The 19,609-nt window shown below is 37.3% G+C and carries 18 protein-coding genes and 2 tRNA genes; 5 read left to right on the top strand and 15 right to left on the bottom strand.

Annotation, left to right across the window (positions count from 1 at the left end; translation table 11 throughout):
• Positions 1-284: 284 nt before the first annotated feature.
• The 5 genes from MF1_RS02670 to MF1_RS02650 all read right to left on the bottom strand — a co-directional run bounded on the left by MF1_RS02670 (position 285) and on the right by MF1_RS02650 (position 5,725).
• Positions 285-710 (bottom strand): DUF2155 domain-containing protein, encoded by a 426-nt coding sequence (locus MF1_RS02670; protein ID WP_174235332.1) that lies wholly within the window; start codon positions 708-710, stop codon positions 285-287.
• Positions 711-793: 83 nt separating this feature from the next.
• Positions 794-1,192: an NADH:ubiquinone oxidoreductase subunit NDUFA12 gene (locus MF1_RS02665; protein WP_042995394.1), complete on the bottom strand. Its 399-nt coding sequence runs from the start codon at positions 1,190-1,192 to the stop codon at positions 794-796.
• A 182-nt stretch (positions 1,193-1,374) separates the two neighbouring features.
• Positions 1,375-2,874, bottom strand: a complete 1,500-nt coding sequence (gene gatB, locus MF1_RS02660) for an Asp-tRNA(Asn)/Glu-tRNA(Gln) amidotransferase subunit GatB (protein WP_161510403.1) — start codon at positions 2,872-2,874, stop codon at positions 1,375-1,377.
• 130 nt (positions 2,875-3,004) lie between these two features.
• Positions 3,005-4,414: a trigger factor gene (gene tig / locus MF1_RS02655; RefSeq protein WP_161510402.1), complete on the bottom strand. Its 1,410-nt coding sequence runs from the start codon at positions 4,412-4,414 to the stop codon at positions 3,005-3,007.
• Between the two features lie 1,137 nt (positions 4,415-5,551).
• Positions 5,552-5,725 (bottom strand): hypothetical protein, encoded by a 174-nt coding sequence (locus MF1_RS02650; RefSeq protein ID WP_161510401.1) that lies wholly within the window; start codon positions 5,723-5,725, stop codon positions 5,552-5,554.
• 803 nt (positions 5,726-6,528) lie between these two features.
• On the opposite strand from MF1_RS02650, the gene MF1_RS02645 reads away from it, so the two are divergent.
• Positions 6,529-6,864 (top strand): hypothetical protein, encoded by a 336-nt coding sequence (locus tag MF1_RS02645; RefSeq protein WP_161510400.1) that lies wholly within the window; start codon positions 6,529-6,531, stop codon positions 6,862-6,864.
• An 84-nt stretch (positions 6,865-6,948) separates the two neighbouring features.
• Here MF1_RS02645 and MF1_RS02640 read toward each other — a convergent pair whose 3' ends face one another.
• The 7 genes from MF1_RS02640 to MF1_RS02610 form a co-directional block, all read right to left on the bottom strand.
• On the bottom strand, positions 6,949-7,251 hold the full coding sequence (locus tag MF1_RS02640; protein WP_161510399.1) for a hypothetical protein: 303 nt from the start codon (positions 7,249-7,251) through the stop codon (positions 6,949-6,951).
• Between the two features lie 9 nt (positions 7,252-7,260).
• Positions 7,261-7,383 (bottom strand): hypothetical protein, encoded by a 123-nt coding sequence (locus MF1_RS07040; RefSeq protein WP_276224804.1) that lies wholly within the window; start codon positions 7,381-7,383, stop codon positions 7,261-7,263.
• Positions 7,384-8,816: 1,433 nt separating this feature from the next.
• Positions 8,817-8,893 (bottom strand) — tRNA-Arg (locus MF1_RS02630).
• Between the two features lie 38 nt (positions 8,894-8,931).
• A complete protein-coding gene (locus MF1_RS02625) occupies positions 8,932-9,237 on the bottom strand; it encodes an ETC complex I subunit (protein WP_011179470.1) in 306 nt (101 codons plus the stop codon).
• Between the two features lie 88 nt (positions 9,238-9,325).
• Positions 9,326-9,402: transfer RNA gene (locus MF1_RS02620), tRNA-Pro, on the bottom strand.
• 834 nt (positions 9,403-10,236) lie between these two features.
• Positions 10,237-10,926, bottom strand: a complete 690-nt coding sequence (gene hdaA, locus MF1_RS02615) for a DnaA regulatory inactivator HdaA (RefSeq protein WP_161510397.1) — start codon at positions 10,924-10,926, stop codon at positions 10,237-10,239.
• On the bottom strand, positions 10,923-12,134 hold the full coding sequence (locus MF1_RS02610; RefSeq protein ID WP_042995583.1) for an AI-2E family transporter: 1,212 nt from the start codon (positions 12,132-12,134) through the stop codon (positions 10,923-10,925). Before MF1_RS02610 ends, hdaA begins: the two co-directional genes overlap by 4 nt.
• 168 nt (positions 12,135-12,302) lie before the next feature.
• On the opposite strand from MF1_RS02610, the gene purM reads away from it, so the two are divergent.
• Together purM and purN are read left to right on the top strand one after the other, a co-directional pair.
• Complete coding sequence (purM, locus tag MF1_RS02605) at positions 12,303-13,388, top strand: phosphoribosylformylglycinamidine cyclo-ligase (protein ID WP_014924161.1); 1,086 nt, start codon at positions 12,303-12,305, stop codon at positions 13,386-13,388.
• A complete protein-coding gene (purN, locus tag MF1_RS02600) occupies positions 13,385-13,996 on the top strand; it encodes a phosphoribosylglycinamide formyltransferase (protein ID WP_042995397.1) in 612 nt (203 codons plus the stop codon). The genes purM and purN overlap by 4 nt, the downstream gene beginning before the upstream one ends.
• 216 nt (positions 13,997-14,212) lie before the next feature.
• On the opposite strand, the gene MF1_RS02595 is transcribed toward purN, so the two are convergent.
• Complete coding sequence (locus tag MF1_RS02595) at positions 14,213-16,762, bottom strand: response regulator (protein ID WP_161510396.1); 2,550 nt, start codon at positions 16,760-16,762, stop codon at positions 14,213-14,215.
• 216 nt (positions 16,763-16,978) lie between these two features.
• Here MF1_RS02595 and MF1_RS02590 point away from each other — a divergent pair, with 216 nt between their 5' ends.
• Positions 16,979-17,497 (top strand): flagellar biosynthetic protein FliO, encoded by a 519-nt coding sequence (locus MF1_RS02590; protein ID WP_014924164.1) that lies wholly within the window; start codon positions 16,979-16,981, stop codon positions 17,495-17,497.
• A 52-nt stretch (positions 17,498-17,549) separates the two neighbouring features.
• Here MF1_RS02590 and dksA read toward each other — a convergent pair whose 3' ends face one another.
• Together dksA and MF1_RS02580 are read right to left on the bottom strand one after the other, a co-directional pair.
• Complete coding sequence (dksA, locus tag MF1_RS02585) at positions 17,550-17,966, bottom strand: RNA polymerase-binding protein DksA (protein WP_011179478.1); 417 nt, start codon at positions 17,964-17,966, stop codon at positions 17,550-17,552.
• A gap of 286 nt (positions 17,967-18,252) precedes the next feature.
• Positions 18,253-18,789, bottom strand: coding sequence for a flavin reductase (locus tag MF1_RS02580; protein WP_042995398.1), 537 nt, complete (start codon positions 18,787-18,789; stop codon positions 18,253-18,255).
• Positions 18,790-18,934: 145 nt separating this feature from the next.
• On the opposite strand from MF1_RS02580, the gene rpe reads away from it, so the two are divergent.
• The gene (gene rpe, locus MF1_RS02575; protein WP_161510395.1) at positions 18,935-19,609 is read left to right on the top strand and encodes a ribulose-phosphate 3-epimerase; all 675 of its coding nucleotides are present in this window, start codon (positions 18,935-18,937) and stop codon (positions 19,607-19,609) included.

Below are 19,609 nucleotides of genomic sequence, written 5' to 3'. Positions count from 1 at the left end.
TACCAATCGAAAAAAACAAACCGTCATTAGAATCAAAGGCTCATTAACTCATTTATGCTCTTTTTGTATGAAAACTGTAATAAAAATAACGCCTTATAATTTAGCAATTTTACATTTAGTATTCTTCCAAAAATCATCGTAAACGCAAATTAGATAACCTAATCTAAATACGAAAGTAAAAACATGCAAGATCCTTTAATTTCAATACCTTACTGCTATAATTTAAAAAAATATTCTTAAAAGATTTATAAAAAACCAATGAGCTGATTTCAGTATAGAACAAATTACTGAAGAGGCAGATTTTGAGAACTCCGCTTACAATCTTTTAACCATACATCATAAACAGGATGCTCTACCGCATTCAAGCCAGGACTATCCGCAAACATCCATCCTGTAAAAATACGCCGCACCTTTTTCTCTAATGTTATCTCATTAACTTCAACAAAACCAGTTGTATGGGTTGGCTCATCTTTGGACCCCGTATAACACACCCGAGGAGTCACCTGCAAAGCACCATATTGATAAACTTCACCAAGAGAAACTTCAAAAAGCGTAGTCCGACCAGTAATTTTATCAAGACCAGCAAAAACAACAATTGCATTGCTAACACGTTCAGCCGGCACCCCCCCCATTGAAGATAAGAGCACGACAATTCCCATGAAACAAGCACAAAAAACACGCCTCAATCCTGGCAGTAAAAAAAAATTCATAACATCAAATCAATCGCATTTAAAAAAACAACTCTAACTACAAAACACAGCAATAAGAAAAACACACTCACGCACTAAATACTTTATTCTTTAGGCGACCATGCATTATAATCTTCATATCTATAGGAACGCTCATCGTTATGAACAATGGAGCCCTTTGGTCTATAAGCTGCACTTGTCCCTGTCATATTAGCAACATGGGGCTTTTCCCATTCATACGGCTGATAATTCTCCTGCGTAGGTAAACAATCACAGCGGTGATGAATCCAACCATGCCAACCTGGTGGGATGGTAGAAGCTTCAGAATAATCTTTATAAATTACCCAACGACGTAAATAACCATCTTTATGATAGCCACCTTCATAATAAATATTCCCAAACTGGTCCTCCCCTACACGTTTGCCTTTCCACCACGTAAAAAAGCGCGTATTGATGGTATTACCACTCCACCACGTAAAAACTTGTTTTAAAAAACTCGCCATCCTTTCTTCCATTTCTTAGCATATCTACAAAATCAACTTTCGGAATAAACCTGTTATGACGCTTAAAATTACTAGAGATAAAAATTACCGATAAACTCAACCATAACTTCGTTTGATATGAAAACTTTAATTCGTATTTCTCAGCTACAATATCATATTTATAGATTTTTCTCCACCCCATATTAATCTATACCAAGTTTTACCTTAACCAGTTCATTAACAGTTTGAGGATTTGCCTTACCACCCGTTGCTTTCATTACCTGTCCAACAAACCAACCAATCAAAGTAGGTTTTTGCTTTGCTTGCGCAACTTTATCAGAATTATTGGAAACAATTTCATCAACAGCTCTCTCAATAGCTTTTATATCTGTTACCTGCTTCATATTGCGCTCTTCTACAACCTGACGTGGATCCCCACCTTCATTCCAAATAATTTCAAACAGATCCTTAGCAATTTTCCCAGAAATAGTTCCTTCTTTAATGAGATCAATAATTGCTCCCAATTGGCTTGGTGACACTGGTGTCTCTTCAATCGCACAATTATCTTTATTTAAAGCACCCAAAAGATCATTAATTACCCAATTAGCAGCCATTTTTCCATCACGCCCACATGCCACTTCTTCAAAATAATCAGCGATTGCTCTTTCTGCTACAAGAATGGAAGCATCATACGGAGTTAAACCCATTTTATTGATAAAACGTGCTTTTATATCATCAGGCAATTCCGGCAACTCTACAGCCAAAGCATCCACAAATGCTTGATCAAACTCCAATGGCAAAAGATCAGGATCAGGAAAATAACGATAGTCATGCGCCTCTTCCTTTGAACGCATAGAGCGCGTTTCACCTTTAGCTGCATCAAAAAGCCGAGTCTCTTGATCTATGACACCGCCATCTTCTAAAATCGCAATCTGACGCCGTGCCTCATATTCAATTGCTTGACCAATAAAGCGAATAGAATTAACATTTTTAATTTCACATCGCGTTCCAAAATTTTCACCAGGACGACGAACTGATACGTTAACATCCGCACGCATAGAGCCTTCATCCATATTGCCATCGCAGGTACCCAAATAACGAACAATTGTACGCAATTTCGTCATATAGGCTTTGGCTTCATCCGATGAGCGCATATCCGGTTTAGAAACAATTTCCATAAGAGCGACACCAGAACGGTTAAGATCTACAAAAGACATTGTTGGATGTTGATCGTGTATAGACTTCCCAGCGTCCTGCTCAAGGTGCAGTCTTTCAATCCCAATTTCAATATCTTCAAATTGGCCATTTGGATCCGGGCCAATAGATATAGTGATCCTCCCCTCACCTACAATTGGATATCGAAATTGAGAAATCTGATACCCCTGCGGTAAATCTGGATAAAAATAATTTTTACGATCAAAAACAGATTTCAGATTAATGTGAGCCTTTAATCCTAAACCAGTTCGAACCGCTTGACGAACACACTCTTGGTTAATAACAGGTAACATACCGGGCATAGCTGCATCAATAAGTGACACATGATTATTTGGTTCAGCTCCAAATTTCGTGGACGCACCTGAAAAAAGTTTTGAATTTGATATGATTTGCGCATGGACTTCCATGCCAATGATGACTTCCCAATCACCTGTAACTCCAGAAATAAAACGCTTAGAATCAGGAATACGCGTATCAATGATTCCCATTGCCAATCCACTACCAATATTTTAAAAATATACCTGACGGTTAATCTAAAACCACTTTAAGTGCAAGCCTACAATATAAATCTCAGAGAAAAGAGCCCTACTTTATCGGGCTATTCTCTTAGCGCAAATATTAACCTTTTTTAGGTGCTTTCTTTCTGATTGGAGTTTTCTCTACACCTTTTTTCTTTTCTGGTTTTTTTTCAGTTAAATCTGATTCATCATATTCCTTCATCAGCTCTTCAACTGTTACTTCTTTATCTGTGATTTTTATCCGTGACAGCAAATGGTCAATGACTTTTTCTTCAAAAATGGGAGCACGTAGATTTGCAACAGCCTCCGGTGTATTACGAAAAAAATTCATAATTTCTTTCTCTTGTCCAGGATACTGGCGAACCTGATCAAAAACTGCTGCCTTTAGTTCATCCTCACTTATTTTAACACCAGCCTTCATCCCAATTTCGGAAAGCACTAAACCGAGACGAACACGACGTTGCGCAAGCACATGATATTCTTCTCGTGCATGCTTCTCTGTAACACCTTCATCTTCGAAGCTGCGTCCAGCCTTTTTTAAATCGTCATTAACCTGAGCCCATATATTGTTAAATTCAATTTCCAAAAGCCCTTCAGGAATTTCAAAATTGTAATCAGCATCTAAAGCATCAAGAATTTGACGCTTAATTTTTTGGCGTGTTACTGAGCCATATTGGCTTTCAATCTGCCCACGAACAACTTCACGTAAGCGTTCTAGAGATTCTAAACCAACTTTTTTCGCCGCCTCATCATCAATCTTTAGTTCATCTGGTTTAGAGATAGCTTTAACAGTTATATCAAATTCCGCATCCCGACCAGCCAAATGGACTGCACTGTAATTATCAGGGAATTTAACAGAAATCGTCTTCGTATCCCCCGCTTTCACGTCAACCAATTGCTCCTCAAAACCAGGAATAAATTGTTTTGACCCAAGAATCAGTTGCGCATCACTATCTGCCCCACCCTCAAATGGAACACCCTCCAGCTTACCCAAATAATCTATTGTAACACAATCCCCTTCTTCAGAAAGTCCCTCTTTTAGCGAATAACTCCGCGTAGAAGAAAGAACACGTTCTACTTGTTCATCAATCTCTTTTTCAGGAACAGCCGCAATTTCACGAATAATTTCAATATGGTCAAAGTCTTTAATTTCAAATTTTGGCAAAACTTCATACTTTAAACTGAAAACAAAATCGGCTCTTCCATCCAGAATTTTTTCATCTTCATCTATATCAATTTGCGGCTGCATCGCTGGACGTTCGTTACGGTCAGCTAAAATAGAACGGGGCGCATCGCTAATAATCTCATTAAGAATTTCTGCCATAAAAGACTTACCGTACATTTTACGCAGGTATCCAGCAGGCACCTTACCGGGACGAAAACCATTAAGCTTGATCTTATCCTTGGTATCATCCAACCGTTCATTTAATTTTTCTTCTAAAGCTTTCGCCGGAACCACGATCTTAATTTCGCGCTTCAGTCCTTCATTAAGCGTCTCGGTAACCTGCATTAAACAACCTTCATTTTTCTAAGGAGGGGGATAACCCCACTCTAATAATCATTATATCCCAACACCTGATTGTCAAATCACTATGAAGCGGAATTCCAAACACTTAAGAAATCCGTAGTACTTAAAGAACTCCTTTAACGCGGATAGAGTGCACCACTAGGTACACATTTTCCTTTATTTTTCAAGTAGTTATTCAAAATAACAGAAAATAAAACCACCTGTAAAACTACCTTTAGTGAATGCATTACAGCGCTCTCAAAAGAAACCGTGATTATACAAAAGCGAATCATGGCTCCCTTGACGAACTCTTTAACCGCTAACTCTCTCTATCAACTTTTTTAAGTCTAGTAAATCCTGTTGTGAAAAACTATGCAAAGTTCTAATTAAGCATGCCAACAGTTTCGCGACTATAAAGAACAAAAAATTTTATTTAAAAACTTTACGACAAACATTTGCTCCTCTTCTCAATCGTGCTGCCATCTTTTGATCTAAAGCGTATTTCAAAGATCTTCTCTTCCGTGCCAACGGGTACAGATCTCTTACCAATCTCTACAGAAAATAAAAACGTTATCAACACACCAAAGTCTAGAAAACGTCCAGTACGATCAATGCGAACTTTGCATAAGATTTTATTAAATGATATAAGATTTAAACAGAACTCCGAAAGCGTAGCTTTACCGGCATAAACTGAGCAAACTATCCACCCATAATATTTTTCACGCCATCAGCAATGTGATTTAGTTTTTTTGCATTGGCAGCAACTCCATTAAATTTATCCATAATCCTAGCTAGATCCTTTCTCTTTTATGCAACTAATCCATGCTTGTTGAACAACAGGTTCAACAGCCCTCACAATTTCTCCGGCAGATGTAGTTAATTCCAGAAACCTTCCACAGACAATTCGATGTGTTTCAAAATCATTTGCCTCATTACGTACAAACAAATTATTCAAATTATCGTCGTTAATAAGGTAAGGAGAATATGTCGAATAAATGGCTTCATTATCTTTTATTTTCGATAAAGTTTGTAAAGAACTTAATATCTTTTCCTATGGATGAATATGTAAATTACTTGCTGGTTCATCCAATAAAAAACTCTTCCATTTTGCTTCTATGTTTGCGAACTTCTGTAAGGACTTTAAAACAAAAAACCAATAAAACCCTTTACTTCTCTCATGCAAACAAAACTAAAGAGGCTTTTTGCTTTAATTTGTAAACAACAATCTAAAAAACCACTATTACTATCGTGATCATCATGGGATTTTTCCATTATATAATCATCAAACAGATTTCCCTCTTCAGTAATATCCACCCAACCTTCCTTCACCACGGACTTCAAATAACCATTGATCTATCCTATACGCTGCTTAAAAGCATCATTAATATCTTCCTGAAAAATAATACCAAGATTTTCTTCTCTATTCTTTATACTTTTATCATTCATATACCCCCTATAAGCAGATTATTAAAGATTTTCTGCTATTGGAGATTTATCTTTGAGGTTAAAAGTGCATCCTGTAATAAGGTAGCATATCCATGATGGTTATTTTAAAAAAATCTATTTTTGCACAGACATCAAATATAAAATCATCATAGTAGATCTCAGTAAGGCGCTCCCTTATCCATATCATAACGGTATCATTTTTTGTACTTACCTGTTATTGATGTATATACTTCTTTAATACAGATGCTTTTTTAAATTCATAAACAAAAGACAATTCAAATGTTCCATAATTATTGTATTGATTTTCTTCACTACAGATTAAGTTTCCTTTGAGATTTCACAATTTATATCGTCAGCATCAAAAAATATACGCCGACAAAATGACTTTTTCACCAAAAAAGCACGTTTTGGATGAATAAAAGTAATAAAATCTTCCGACAGCTGTTCTCCTCGATAAAGAGAAGATATATAATAAATCGCTTTTTAAATTTTGGTTTTCCTGATTTATTATTCTTTACAAGAACATAAGAAAAAGAATTATTTCCCTTTGTAAAGTTTATTTCTACAGGATGTGGAACTCATCGAAAATTTTCTAACTTGAATAAAGTAAATATTATGACAATCCTCGACAGCACGCTAGAGAAAAATATCTTTATAGTATGTAGAATAAAATGTTTTGTATTGTACAGCTGTTTTTCTGTTTCTGTGAGAATCTTTCTTTTGATTACTTCTTTTTGGCTTCATTGGCTATCGTTCTTGCCTACTCTGCACTGCTTTTGGCATCATCTGCCTTCGTCATCGTATCAGAAGCTTTATTAGACGCACCATACACAACGTTTTATGCCTTTTCTGCTGTTGTCTTAGCCGAAGTTACTCTTACTTCTGCTAACCAGGATTTATCTTTTCCTTCTTGGGAAATTTGCCTGGCTTCGCTTAAACCACTTTGTGTCCTCTCCCTGTTTTCTCTTTGGTCTTTTCAGCCACACGTTACGCCGATTCGGCTCTGAGCTTTGCATTATTCCCTCCTTTCTTTGCTTTATTAACTTCGTCCTTGGCTTTATAAGCTAAATTCTCCGAAGTTTGAGCCTTCTTCAGGGCTTGTCTTGTTCGGCGTCATGTTTGGCAAAACCTGCTATCTCTTTTGACTTTTTCTCTGCCCATAAAACTTCTGCTGTTACTGTCTCTACCTTTTCTGCCTTTTTCTGTACTCCTTCTGCAACTTTCTTCACCTCTTTCACTGTCGATTTCGTACCACTTGCTGCTTGTTTCAAAGCATCGCAAGCGCTTTTGGCTACTTTTGCTAATCTTCTTTTTACTGCTTCTGCTTTACTCTTAGCTTCTTCGGCTAAATTCTTGGCTGCTTCATCACTTGCATTTACTGTTTGTTTATCCACACTCACTGCCTATTCTACTGTTTTCTTCGCTTCCATTGCCGTCGCTAATGATCTCAATACCGTTTTCTTCGCACGAGTAGCCTCGCCAACAACTGTACTTGCTGTTTGCTTCGCTTCATTGGCTACTGTCATAGCTGTTGTCTCCGCAACCTTCTTTGCTTCTTCCGCTGTTGCCTTTGCACTTCCTGCCTCTGTTGAGGCCTAATCTGCTACCGTCTTTGCTTCATTCGCTGCTGATGTCGCTGACACAGCTAATGTCACTGCTTCTACAGACCTGGTTGTAACTGTATCTGAGGAGCACTTTTCGCTGCTTAGGCAATCCCCTTGGCTGCATCTGCAACTGCTTTTGCCTGCTCCGAGACACCTTTGACTTGATCTGCTGTTTGCTTCTCTCCATCAGCGACTTCATTTGCCGGTTCTGAAGCTTGCTTTGCCTGTGCTCCCTGTCCACTGTCGCAAAAACTTCATATGGATAGAGCGACGCTGTCCCTAACAACTTAGGAACGACAACCGTATCCATGGAACTTTCCTCTATGATCTCCTCTTTTGTCACTGCTGGTATCTGATATTCATGCTTATGATACGGTAATATCTCCATTGTCTTTTTTCCTTACATCATTTTAACTCAATGATTACCATGAACATGAACACTCTTTTATTCTTCAATTTCGTTGCTTATTAATGCTCGTAAGTGCTCTTCTAAACCTTGTATGAAGCCTTCAAAACTCTGACTTTAAAACACCCCTCAATAAAATCAACCAGCCCGTTAAGCGGGGCATGGGCCATGTGCTCGCTTGAAGACAGAATTATCGAATTTGTGAAGAATCACTGATTTCTTAATATAGTGAATGGTTTCGACACCATTCTCACCCTCATGTGTTGATTGCAAAAACAACACTCATATTAATCGGATGCGTTTCAACCCTACCAAAAGCTTCCGTCATGATCTTATTTTATGACTGCTTGTTCTATCGTCGCTACAGGGGAATCCTGGTTATTTAGAAACATAATAGATAAGAAACTTATTCGCATACTTGATGAAAAAAGGAAGGGAGAGGTGTGCCTCTTGAACAAAACAACCAGAATCATCATCTCCTACAAATAAGAAGAAAAACAGTGCCCCCGTGAACCTGTGCTAACCACACTTTTAATCCGCCTGATAGGGATCTTCTGCTCCGCGAGTTTGCATTATGTTATCAAACGCATTATTGCATCTGTCCAATGCATCCTCTGTCAAGCCAAGACATTCCTCATCAATGATCTCATAATCAACACTATAACTCCTCTTTCTCCTCTGCAAGTGGTCAAAGGAAGAGGCATCCCGCCTGATCCTAGAAGAACTGCGTACCGGATCAACACTACCAAGACTATGATCATGCGCTCTCAAGGAATGTAGCTGCGTGCTGGCAAAATGGTGCTTTATATCAACAGCCTCTAGAAAACGACTTGCAATCAAAACAATCAAAAAGCTACAAAAAGGTTCGGAACAGAAAAAAATAAGTTAAAAGAATCAATAGAATAAAAATCTCTGTACTTTTATAACCTATTTATCTCCTACTTAAACATGGCGATCCCGACAGGATTCGAACCTGTGACCCACGGCTTAGAAGGCCGTTGCTCTATCCAGCTGAGCTACGGGACCAGCTGACTATTTTCTCAATTCAAAATAGCATTCTTAACTCAATGAGTCCAAGATTGCTGCCTATCACTGCGAAAATTATCAGAATAAGAAACAGCACGCCGAATCGGCCTATGTGTTTTTTCTACACGATAAGGAATAGCATTCTTGCGTGCAAAAGCAATTGCCTCTTCTTTTCTATTAAATCGGATCCTTACCTGGTTATTCATATCAGATGTCGCCGTATACCCCATAAGAGGCTCAAGCATTTTCGCTTGTATTGGCTCATACTGCAGAATCCAAAAACCAGTATTGCCCCTACCTGACTGCATAGCTGTCTTCGCAGGACTATAAATACGTGCGATCATGGTTCTTTTCCTTCAGATTACACAACGCTTGAATGATAATTTCCACCATACGCACCCAATTGGGCTACCTTTTATATCCAATCAAACATGGTCGGAGCGATAGGATTCGAACCTACGACCCCCTGATCCCAAATCAGGTGCGCTACCAGGCTGCGCTACGCTCCGCATACACTCATCTGATGTACATTCCCTAAAATTTTCATAACAGAAGTGCAAGAGAAAAACACATTTTTTTAAAATTTTGTTGCATTTCTTTACAAGTAAAGAGCTTTTTAAAATTTTTTTTGCTAAATAATACCTTATTGACAGAAATAACAAAAATGATACTCATAAAGGAACAAATCCAATTCACCTAAACAAACCAATAACTTTTTACATAGCCCGCAATTGTCCATATTACTTCGAAAGAGCATTAATGAAATCAGCAACATCTAACAGATATAATCTCAACAACAAAAATGACTTAAGTACCACAAAAAATTTTTAAATAGCATAAAGCTGCAACATCCTCACTTTACTAAAAATCCAACACGCATCATAGAAGAAAGACTGATTACCACCCGCTTCTCCTTCCTCCCAATCACTCTTATTTAAAAAAATTCCATGCTCTCCTACAATACCAATGCATAAAAAACAAACGTCTTTACACTCAAATCATAAAAGTTTCGTTATAAAATAAAGAGAGCTCCTCCTCACTCGAATCGTTTTGAAGTACTTGAAGAGCTTATGCAAGCTATAACAAAGAGCACAATGTCATAAATTAAAGCGCACCGCCATTCGAATAATGTACAATGACAATGCTAAAAATAAATCTATTAAAAAAGGAAAAGTGCTATCACGTAAGAAAAAAATCAAATGAAAACATCCCGTTTTATCTATTCTCACGATGTATCGTAAAAACAGAAAACTTAAATAACGACATTTCTATCCGCACACTGAAATGATGAGAGAACACAAGTGCTTCCTATTGAAAAATTTTAACGATGCTAAAAACAATTTTTATTGAATTTGCATGTTAAGAACTTCACCAATTACAGCACGTGTTATTTTGCTTTTTCTTTGTAATGCCAGCCGATCAACGGAATCAATAACACGCTTCAACGAAAATAGAGAGCGCTCACAACGGCTTACAAGATAGTAAACAGTATCCGGATGCACAATAATCTGCCTATCAGAAAAAAGTTTAAAAGCGACAGCTGTTAACAATGCATCATCAGGCTGATGAATCTTAACTAACATAACCGAATTAAGCCGACTCTTAAGATCATTTAACTTTAAATTCCATGCTGAAGGTACTGTCCGTGCAGTTATCAACAAAGTAGCTTGGCGCGTATCAAGGTTTGCTTGCTTAACGTTGTTTATTAAGTGAAAAAGTCCCGTCTCACTAATTTCACCCGCATCAATATCCTCAATTAAAAATGATTTGCCTGAAGAACCTATAGCAATAGCTTGATCGATTTCATTGCGATGAAGTCTTAAAGCATCAGTTTTCTGAGCCCATATGCTAGAAAAGTGGGTTTTTCCAGACCCTTCTTTTCCAACCAAAACAGCAATAGGCAAAATCCAATTCGGCCAATGATCAATAAGCTGGAAAGCCATACGATTGCTTTCCGTCACCACTAAATCATCAAATTGAAAAACCGGATTATAAGAAAAATCCAAAGGCAATTGCGTTTCACGCTCATTCATTCTAGCGGCTCCGAATTTCCACTTCGCGAATACATCTGAGAATTAAGATAAGTATGAAGAGCAAAACGAACCAAAACACCAACAGCCGCCGCTGCAGGAACAGCAACAAGCATACCAGTGAAACCAAAGAGTGAAGAAAAAGCAAAAAGTGCAAACATCAACCACACCGGATGCAACCCTACTGACGAACCCACAAGTTTCGGCTGAAGAATATAGCCTTCAATAAATTGACCAATTAAAAAGATAAATATAACCACAATGATCCAACCCCAATTATTCGGGTAAAACTGGACCCATGCAACACCAACAGAGAGTACAAAACCACTCATTGTACCAATGTAAGGAACAAAGCTAATAAGACCAATAAACATACCAATTAAAAGACCAAAATTGAGCCCCGTGATGGTCAGGCCAATACTATAATAACCCCCCAATATTAAACAAACTGTTCCTTGCCCACGAACAAAACCAGCGATAGCTCTATCCATTTCATGAAAAATACTGCGAACAGTTTCAAGATGATCCCGCGGTATTAACGAATCAACTGCTGTAACCATACGCGGCCAATCTAATAACATGTAAAAGGCTACCACAGGTGCCACAACGAAGAGGCTGACAATATTAACAATCGATTTTCCTGACTTCAAAAGCGAATTTAAGAGAGATGTAATAAAATCAGAACTTTGCCCCAAAAGCCCTTTAATATTACTATGCAATTCATTTGGATCACTCCCAAAATAACGCCTTACCCAATCAAAATCATGTTCAACGAAAAAAGTTTGAATACGATTGATATAAACGGGCAAACCATTACTCACAAATTGTTGTATTTGCCAACTGGTAATAGGAATCAAAATAATTAAAGCAGCAACAAAAACAAAAATAATAAACAAAGTGATGAGGATAGTGCCAAAGACACGACAAATACCAAACTTTTCAAGTAATTGGACAATGGGATTAAGAAAGTAAGCCAACACAATCCCTGCTACGAAAGGAAGTAAAATTGATCCAAAAACAAGCATAAAAAGAATGAAAAAAACCAGCGTACCAACCCAGAAAAAAATTTGCTTTTTCATATTATTCGGTAACAGTACTTGAGTATAAGCTGGCACATAAGTCTTATAACTATCACGAGACCCACTCTCACGAACTTTCTTTTTCATAAGCTGTAAAGTAGAATGATCGTGATTATCTGATATCCTAGTCATAAAATATCCTAAAAAAAACTCTTCACAAAGATTATAAACTTCTTTTACATGGGTCAACAAGCAAAGTTGCTTATTTTCTTAAATGCTAAATATCAATACCTCTTGCAGAGATGACTCTATCATGGCATGCATAATATCAAAACCTGATTTTCCATAAGGAAGGTTCCAATGAGCAACCAAGATCTCATAAATTGTAAGTCCAACAGTGGTCTTACCTACGCAAAAGCCGGTGTAGACATCGATGTGGGTAATGCCATGGTGGAAAAAATTAAACCCTTCATACGCTCAACAAAACGAGCAGGAGCAGATGTAGAAATTGGTGGCTTTGGCGGCCTTTTTGATTTAAAAGCAGCAGGCTTAACCGATCCTATCCTCGTAGCAGCCAACGATGGTGTGGGTACAAAATTAAAAATTGCCATTGAGGTCGGTATCCATGATACTGTTGGTATTGATCTGGTAGCCATGTGCATCAATGATTTACTCGTACAAGGTGCTGAACCTCTCTTTTTTCTTGATTATTTTGCAACTGGAAAACTTGACCTTGAACAGGGTGCTGCAATCGTTTCTGGTATTGCAGTAGGATGTCAGCAAGCAGGTGCAGCTCTTATTGGAGGAGAAACTGCAGAAATGCCTGGTATGTACGCCAAGGGAGATTATGACTTGGCAGGCTTTGCTGTAGGAGCTACCGAACGTAGCGCATTACTCCCTTCAAAAGATCTTGCAGAAGGTGATATTATTTTAGGTCTTAGCTCATCTGGAATTCATTCCAACGGCTTTTCTCTCGTCAGACGAATCGTCCAACAAAGTGGTCTAAAATGGGGCGATTATGCCCCTTTTAATCCCCAAATGAACCTTGGTACAGCACTTCTCACACCAACACGCATTTATGTAAAATCACTCTTACCTATTATAAAAACTTACAAAGGAATTAAAGCTCTTGCTCATATCACGGGAGGAGGCTTGCCTGAAAATATTCCACGCGTACTTCCATCCTCTCTATGTGCCGAAATTAATCTTTCTGCCATTCATGTTCCACCAGTCTTTTCATGGATTGCCAAACAAGGAAAAATAGAAGAAACAGAGATGTTACGAACATTCAATTGTGGTATTGGCATGGTCATTATTGTAGCGCAACATGCAGTTGAAACAATTACACAAATACTTGAAATGCAAGGAGAAATTGTTACTTTACTTGGCATTTTAACAAAACATCCAACTAAAAAAATACTTTATAAAGGTGTACTTCATTTATGAAAAAAAAAATAGTCGTTTTTATTTCTGGCAACGGATCTAATATGGTTTCTCTCGCTAAAGCAAGCCAGCAACAGGAATACCCTGCTGAAATCATTGCCGTTATCTGCGATAATCCTCATGCTGCCGGCATTGAAAAAGCACGTAACAATAACCTTCCTACTCACATTATTGATCGCAAAAGTTACACAACAAGAGAAGCACATGAAGAATCTATCTTTACGGTCTTAGCCCAATATAAACCGGATCTTCTTTGCTTTGCTGGCTATATGCGCCTCATTTCACCGCATTTTGTAAAGCTCTATGAAGAGCGAATTTTAAACATTCATCCTTCTCTTTTACCTTCATTTAAAGGTTTGAAGCCACACGAAAGAGTTTTACAAGCAGGCGTTAAAATCACTGGTTGCACTGTTCATCTTGTTACAAACGACATGGATGCAGGAAAGATTCTTGCCCAAGCGGCTGTTCCAGTCTGTCCCAATGATACCGCTGAATGCTTAGCACAAAGAGTCCTTAAAGCTGAAAATCAACTCTATCCCAAAGCCCTAAAAACATTCATTGAAGGAAACAACAAAATGACAGATGCTCAACAACAACTTTTATCCTTTTGAATACGTTAGATTAAGCTCTATAAAAATTTTGACATAATTAAATCCATAGTTTTTATAAAATTCTTTGTGGGAAATGTGCAATAGCTTTCTTCATTTTTTCACTTTACCCTTATTTATTTAGTTCACTGTTATGCGATTTACTGGTTTTACGCATTTTTTATAATGATCGTTCCAAAATACGCTGACTTTTTGTCTAAAAAACACAATTTCTCTATTTCACTGCGCAAGCGTTTCTTTAACTGCTAGAGTTAACTGTTTGAGTGTAAATGGTTTAGATAAAAAGCCGAAAATAGCATTTTGTGGAAGATTTTTAGTAAAAGCATCTTTCGTGTACCCAGAAACAAAAATAAATTTAATATCAGGATATTTTTGACGCGATTCTTTGAGCAAAGTCGGCCCATCCATTTCTGGCATCACCACATCGGAAACAATAATATCAACAGCGCCCTTACTTTCTTCAAGAATGGCAAGCGCTTCCACCCCACTTGCAGCTTCCAAAACATTATATCCTCTCATTTGAAGTGCCCTCACCCCACCCATTCTGACAGCATCTTCATCTTCAACCAGCAAAACAGTTGCCGATCCAGTTAAGTCTATATTTTTTTCCTGCTCTTCACCTTTTTCAATTTTCTGAGAAACTTCACTATCAGTATCAGGAATATAACGCGGAAGAAAGATATGAAATGTTGCCCCTTCCCCTTCTCGGCTATCACAGTAAATGTAACCACCTGTCTGTTTGATAATTCCATAAACCATTGATAAACCAAGCCCAGTTCCTTTTCCAACTTCTTTTGTTGTAAAAAATGGTTCAAACATTTTTTTTTGTACAGCAGCTGATATACCAGTTCCTGTATCTGAAATAGTCAGCTGTACATATTCGCCAATTGCAAAACCAACATTATCAAATTCAGCACTTTGTTGTTTTGTAATATTATTGGTTGCAATCGTAACAACACCTCCCTCTGACATAGCATCACGTGCATTAATAACCAAATTTATAATAACACGCTGAAAAGATGCTTGATCAACTTCAACGCTCCACAAATCTCTCCCATGAATAATTTTCAACTGAATATTATTGCCTAAAAGAGGTAAAATAAGATTGCGAATATCTGACAAAAGTTCTGTAAAATCAACTTTTTCAGGTCGAAGCGTTTGCTTTCTAGAAAAAGCTAATAATTGCTGCACAAGTGCAGCCGCACGGTTAGCATTATTTTTAATATTAATAAGATCAGCATGTGCTGGATCAGAACTACGATGCATATTTAAAAGAAAATCGCATGACATCAAAATCGCTGTTAAAACGTTATTAAAATCATGCGCAATACCACCAGCCAATTGCCCGACAGCTTGCATTTTTTGACTTTGCATTATTTTATCTTCAAGCATTTTTTGTTCTGTTGTTTCTATAACAGATATAATGATCAAATCTTGTAATGCATCATTATGATATGGCGCTAAAGGCATAAAATAGAGACGCACATGGCGCTCCTCATTATTTTCTAAAACTGTTTCTATCGAAACTGAATAATTTTTATTTATCGTAATTTTCTGAAATGCACGCTCTAGCTGTGCACGATCACGGCGAGATATAACATCATAAAGATTAAGAGTTTTTCTCGCACATCCCATGAGTGATGAAAAAGCACCATTTATGTGAACCAATTGCCCTTTCTGTTTCTGATCCACTACTGCTATTGCAAATGGGCTTGCCTCAAAATACTCTACCAATAGACTTGGTAATTTTGATTGATAATCATTCTCTACCTTTTGTATCAATCGAGGCACCATCACAATACGATAAACGGCTTCATCTTCTAAGAGAGAAGAAGCACACATAAAACAATTCAATATTTTCCTGCTTCCGACCTCTGAATTTAAATATAATGAAAACGTATAAGGCGTAGAGTAATCTAAACTTTGATGCTTGTTATTTTGCAAACAAATATCACTCCATACACTATTGGCTTCAACACCACCAAAGAGCAAATCAAAATTATACTGACCAATAGTAAAATTTGCCAAGTCAATTGAAAACCATTCGGCAAAAATCGCATTTGCATAAAGAATCGTTCCCTGTGTATTAACGGATAAAAAACCAACAGGTGCTTGATCTAAGTGATTGATAGCTTCTTGGAGATTTGAGAAAAAAACTTCACGGCACTCTTGCAAGTGCGAAATATCAGCAATACGCCAAAATAAAAGTTTTTTTCTCCGCTTTGTTATCGGTTGAACAGAAATATTGTACCAACTAGAGTTTTTTTGCACAGAATGAGCAAAAATCGGCTCTTCCACCTTTAATTCTTCTTGCGCTGCAAGATCACTAAATGCTGCAATCTTTAAACGATACGCCAATGCACCAGCCCCTGGAAGATCAGCAATAATCGCATAACAAGAGGAATCAGGCTTATAGGTAAGAATTTTTCGATAATTTTGATTAGAATAATAAACAAAACCTGACAAATCAGAAACTACAATTGCATCATCGGTACTATTAAAAATGCTGAAATCAAAGCCTTCATAAAACTGCGATGCATTATATCTCAAAATCTCCATTCCTATCAGAACGAGTGCAGTAACCCCAATAACCGCTAAAGCCAAAAAAGACACCAACACAGTTTTTTGCAGATAGCTTTGCGGATAAAGAAAACCTAGAATACCCACTAAGAATAGAAAAGCTATTACAAAAACAACACCACAAATCATAGTCCCCCGATGTACAGAAACAGACGATGATCTTTCAATATTCTCAAAACCTTTATCCATCTATATTTGCCTTGATTATAGCTATTTTTTTATGCCACAAATTGCCTCCATATTATAATTATTGTTATGCTATATACCATAAAATATCCGCCTAAGAAAAATCACTCAATGTTTAAAAAATCTTGTTTTATATTATTAAGTGAACCTTTTAAGGGTATCTTTACAAACTTATCTCAATAAAAAATAATATTTTCATTATAAAATGGGAGAAGCTCTATGTATGTCTGGTTATCAAGCAAAATAGGCACATCCGCAGCTAACATAACAACAAGCTTTGTATTTTTTATCATAACAATCGTTGCTATTGCGGCAATTATCCTGTTTTTACGTCGTTTAAATACAAGAACATTTAGCATCAACAAAAAAAAGCTCCCATCGCGACTAACCCTCTGCGATAAAATTTCTATCGATCGCACACGTCGTCTTATTTTGATACGTTGTGATGATAGAGAGCATTTGCTTCTTATTGGTGGACTGACAGATGTTGTGGTAGAATCCAATATTATCACACCCATCACACAAAAAAGAAAGACACAGCAAACATTAACAACAACAGAAACTAATCAAAGCCCTCACCTTACAGAAAAAACACCTTTTTGCGTAAGTGAAAAAAAGCATACGCAAGATAGTACTTCCGTTTGTTTTATGAATCAACAGGTGGAAGATTCAGCAATTACCGCTGAAATCGAAGGACGGCACGAGCCATCTTTATTTATTCCTGTTCCCAAAAAATAAAATACCCAATTTTAGCGTTAAGCATTTCATTTGTTCATCATCTCTATCGATTTTAATCTTCGCGATAAACTTTTTCCAGGCGTTCATGACGTTCTTGTGCTTCTAATGACAAAACTGCAATCGGTCGAGCCTCAAGGCGCTTTATACTAATAGGCTCACCAGTTTCTTTACAAAAACCGTAAGTCCCATCATCAATGCGCTCTAAAGCAGCATCTATCTTTGAAATAAGCTTTCTCTGACGATCACGAGCACGTAATTCGATTGTACGATCAGTTTCGCAAGATGCTCTATCAGTCAGATCAGGTTGACCGCCATTCTCTTCCTGCAAATTTTCCAAAGTCTCACGGGCTTCTCTTAATATATCATTCTTCCAAGAAACCAATTTAGCACGAAAATACGCCTTTTGCCGCTCATTCATAAAAGGCTCATCTTCACTAGGACGATATTGACCATCAATCTCTTCGTTCATTCCATAAAAACCTCCATATATGGATGTGGGGTCTATATATTGTTCAATATCGATCAACACAAGTGCAAAATGCTTTTTTATAACACTCTAAAAATGTGTTTAAAGTCATTGTTTAGGTCTTCAGTCACTTTTTTGCATAGCATGTATTCTCTTGAAATAATAACTGATTAGGACTCTTCCATACATCATACGTCTTTTTTTCAGCCATTCTAAAAAACATAAAAATCGTTGAGCTAAAACCCAAACGTACCAACAACAAATCATCTTAGTAAAAAAATAAAAATTTTTATAAAGGTAGAGTATGATATCCACGATTCAAATACATCAAAGCCTCTTTTTCTTGATTACAGTTGATTGCAACAACTTCACCAATCAAAACGTAATGGGTTGCATGCTCGTGCCAACAAATCAAACGACAATCAAATGAAGCTAAAGCATCTGAAAGACTAGGGGCACCAGTCTGCAAAGTCCCCCATTGTGCTATATCAAAACATTCAGTTTCTGTGGAATTGCAGCGCCTGGAAAAAACATCCGCTAGTGGACGATGTTTTCCTGCCAAGCTATTAACACAAAAATTCCCATTTTCCATAAATAACTGATTCTTAGGATTATGGCGCATTAGGCAAACAAGAAGTGTTGGGGGATCATCAGATAAAGAACAACACGCTGAAATTGTCACCCCGCGCCTTCCCTTAATGCCATTTGTTGTCACAATATGCACAGCTCCTGCAAAATGACTCATAGCGTCTCGATATTCTTGCGAAGAAACAGTAACAATATGTTGAAGTTTAGGCATTAAATATGTTGTTATATGATTTGACATATCTTTCACTTACACAGCTTTAAAATTTCGAATAGTATTTTCCTAAAAAGATTTATAACACATACTCTTTCTTTTACATCACAACACAAATGATATTTTAGTATACAACACCACATGCTAAAAAGAGCCAACTAAGGAGATCTTAATGCCTCGTTCTCATCTCATTTCGCCTTCACTTTTGGCTGCTGATTTTTCCAAACTCGGCCAAGAAGTATTAGATATTGTTGATGCTGGCGCAGACTGGCTCCATCTTGATATTATGGACGGTCACTTTGTTCCTAATATCACTTTTGGCCCCAATATCGTCAAGGCACTCCGTCCATTAACCAGAGCAATATTTGACGTCCATCTTATGATCTCACCGGCAGATCCTTACCTTGAAGCCTTTGCACAAGCTGGTTCAGATATCATAACCATTCACGCTGAAGCAGAGCTTCATCTTCATCGTTCACTGCAAAAAATCAAAGGAATGGGAAAAAAAGCAGGACTTGCAATCAATCCAAGCACACCAGAACCTGTACTTGAGTATTTGCTTGATCAATTAGATCTTATCCTCATCATGACAGTTAATCCTGGTTTTGGTGAACAAAGTTTTATTCCAGAAATGAAAGATAAAATCAAACGCGTTAAAAGCATGATTGCTCATCGACCTATTGATCTTGTAGTTGATGGTGGTATCACTGTTGATACAATCGGAATAACTGCAAAAGCTGGTGCAAATGTATTTGTCGCAGGCTCTGCAATTTATAAAGATGGAAACAAAGAGCTTTATAAAACACGTATAAGTGCATTGCGCCACGCTGCAAGCCTCTCACAATAA

This window comes from Bartonella quintana (assembly GCF_009936175.1).
In the GTDB taxonomy this organism is placed as follows: Bacteria; Pseudomonadota; Alphaproteobacteria; order Rhizobiales; family Rhizobiaceae; genus Bartonella; species Bartonella quintana.
Note: the sequence above shows the minus strand (reverse complement) of the source record. Positions and strands in the feature narration are given on the sequence as shown.

Coding starts and splice junctions, on each gene's coding strand:
- MF1_RS02670 (WP_174235332.1), bottom strand. CDS start 710: ATGAATTTTTTTTTACTGCCAGGATTGAGGCGTGTTTTTTGTGCTTGT.
- MF1_RS02665 (WP_042995394.1), bottom strand. CDS start 1,192: ATGGCGAGTTTTTTAAAACAAGTTTTTACGTGGTGGAGTGGTAATACC.
- gatB (WP_161510403.1), bottom strand. CDS start 2,874: ATGGGAATCATTGATACGCGTATTCCTGATTCTAAGCGTTTTATTTCT.
- tig (WP_161510402.1), bottom strand. CDS start 4,414: ATGCAGGTTACCGAGACGCTTAATGAAGGACTGAAGCGCGAAATTAAG.
- MF1_RS02645 (WP_161510400.1), top strand. CDS start 6,529: ATGTTTTGTATTGTACAGCTGTTTTTCTGTTTCTGTGAGAATCTTTCT.
- MF1_RS07040 (WP_276224804.1), bottom strand. CDS start 7,383: ATGACAGTAGCCAATGAAGCGAAGCAAACAGCAAGTACAGTTGTTGGC.
- MF1_RS02625 (WP_011179470.1), bottom strand. CDS start 9,237: ATGATCGCACGTATTTATAGTCCTGCGAAGACAGCTATGCAGTCAGGT.
- hdaA (WP_161510397.1), bottom strand. CDS start 10,926: ATGAATGAGCGTGAAACGCAATTGCCTTTGGATTTTTCTTATAATCCG.
- MF1_RS02610 (WP_042995583.1), bottom strand. CDS start 12,134: ATGACTAGGATATCAGATAATCACGATCATTCTACTTTACAGCTTATG.
- purM (WP_014924161.1), top strand. CDS start 12,303: ATGAGCAACCAAGATCTCATAAATTGTAAGTCCAACAGTGGTCTTACC.
- purN (WP_042995397.1), top strand. CDS start 13,385: ATGAAAAAAAAAATAGTCGTTTTTATTTCTGGCAACGGATCTAATATG.
- MF1_RS02595 (WP_161510396.1), bottom strand. CDS start 16,762: ATGGATAAAGGTTTTGAGAATATTGAAAGATCATCGTCTGTTTCTGTA.
- MF1_RS02590 (WP_014924164.1), top strand. CDS start 16,979: ATGTATGTCTGGTTATCAAGCAAAATAGGCACATCCGCAGCTAACATA.
- dksA (WP_011179478.1), bottom strand. CDS start 17,966: ATGAACGAAGAGATTGATGGTCAATATCGTCCTAGTGAAGATGAGCCT.
- MF1_RS02580 (WP_042995398.1), bottom strand. CDS start 18,789: ATGTCAAATCATATAACAACATATTTAATGCCTAAACTTCAACATATT.
- rpe (WP_161510395.1), top strand. CDS start 18,935: ATGCCTCGTTCTCATCTCATTTCGCCTTCACTTTTGGCTGCTGATTTT.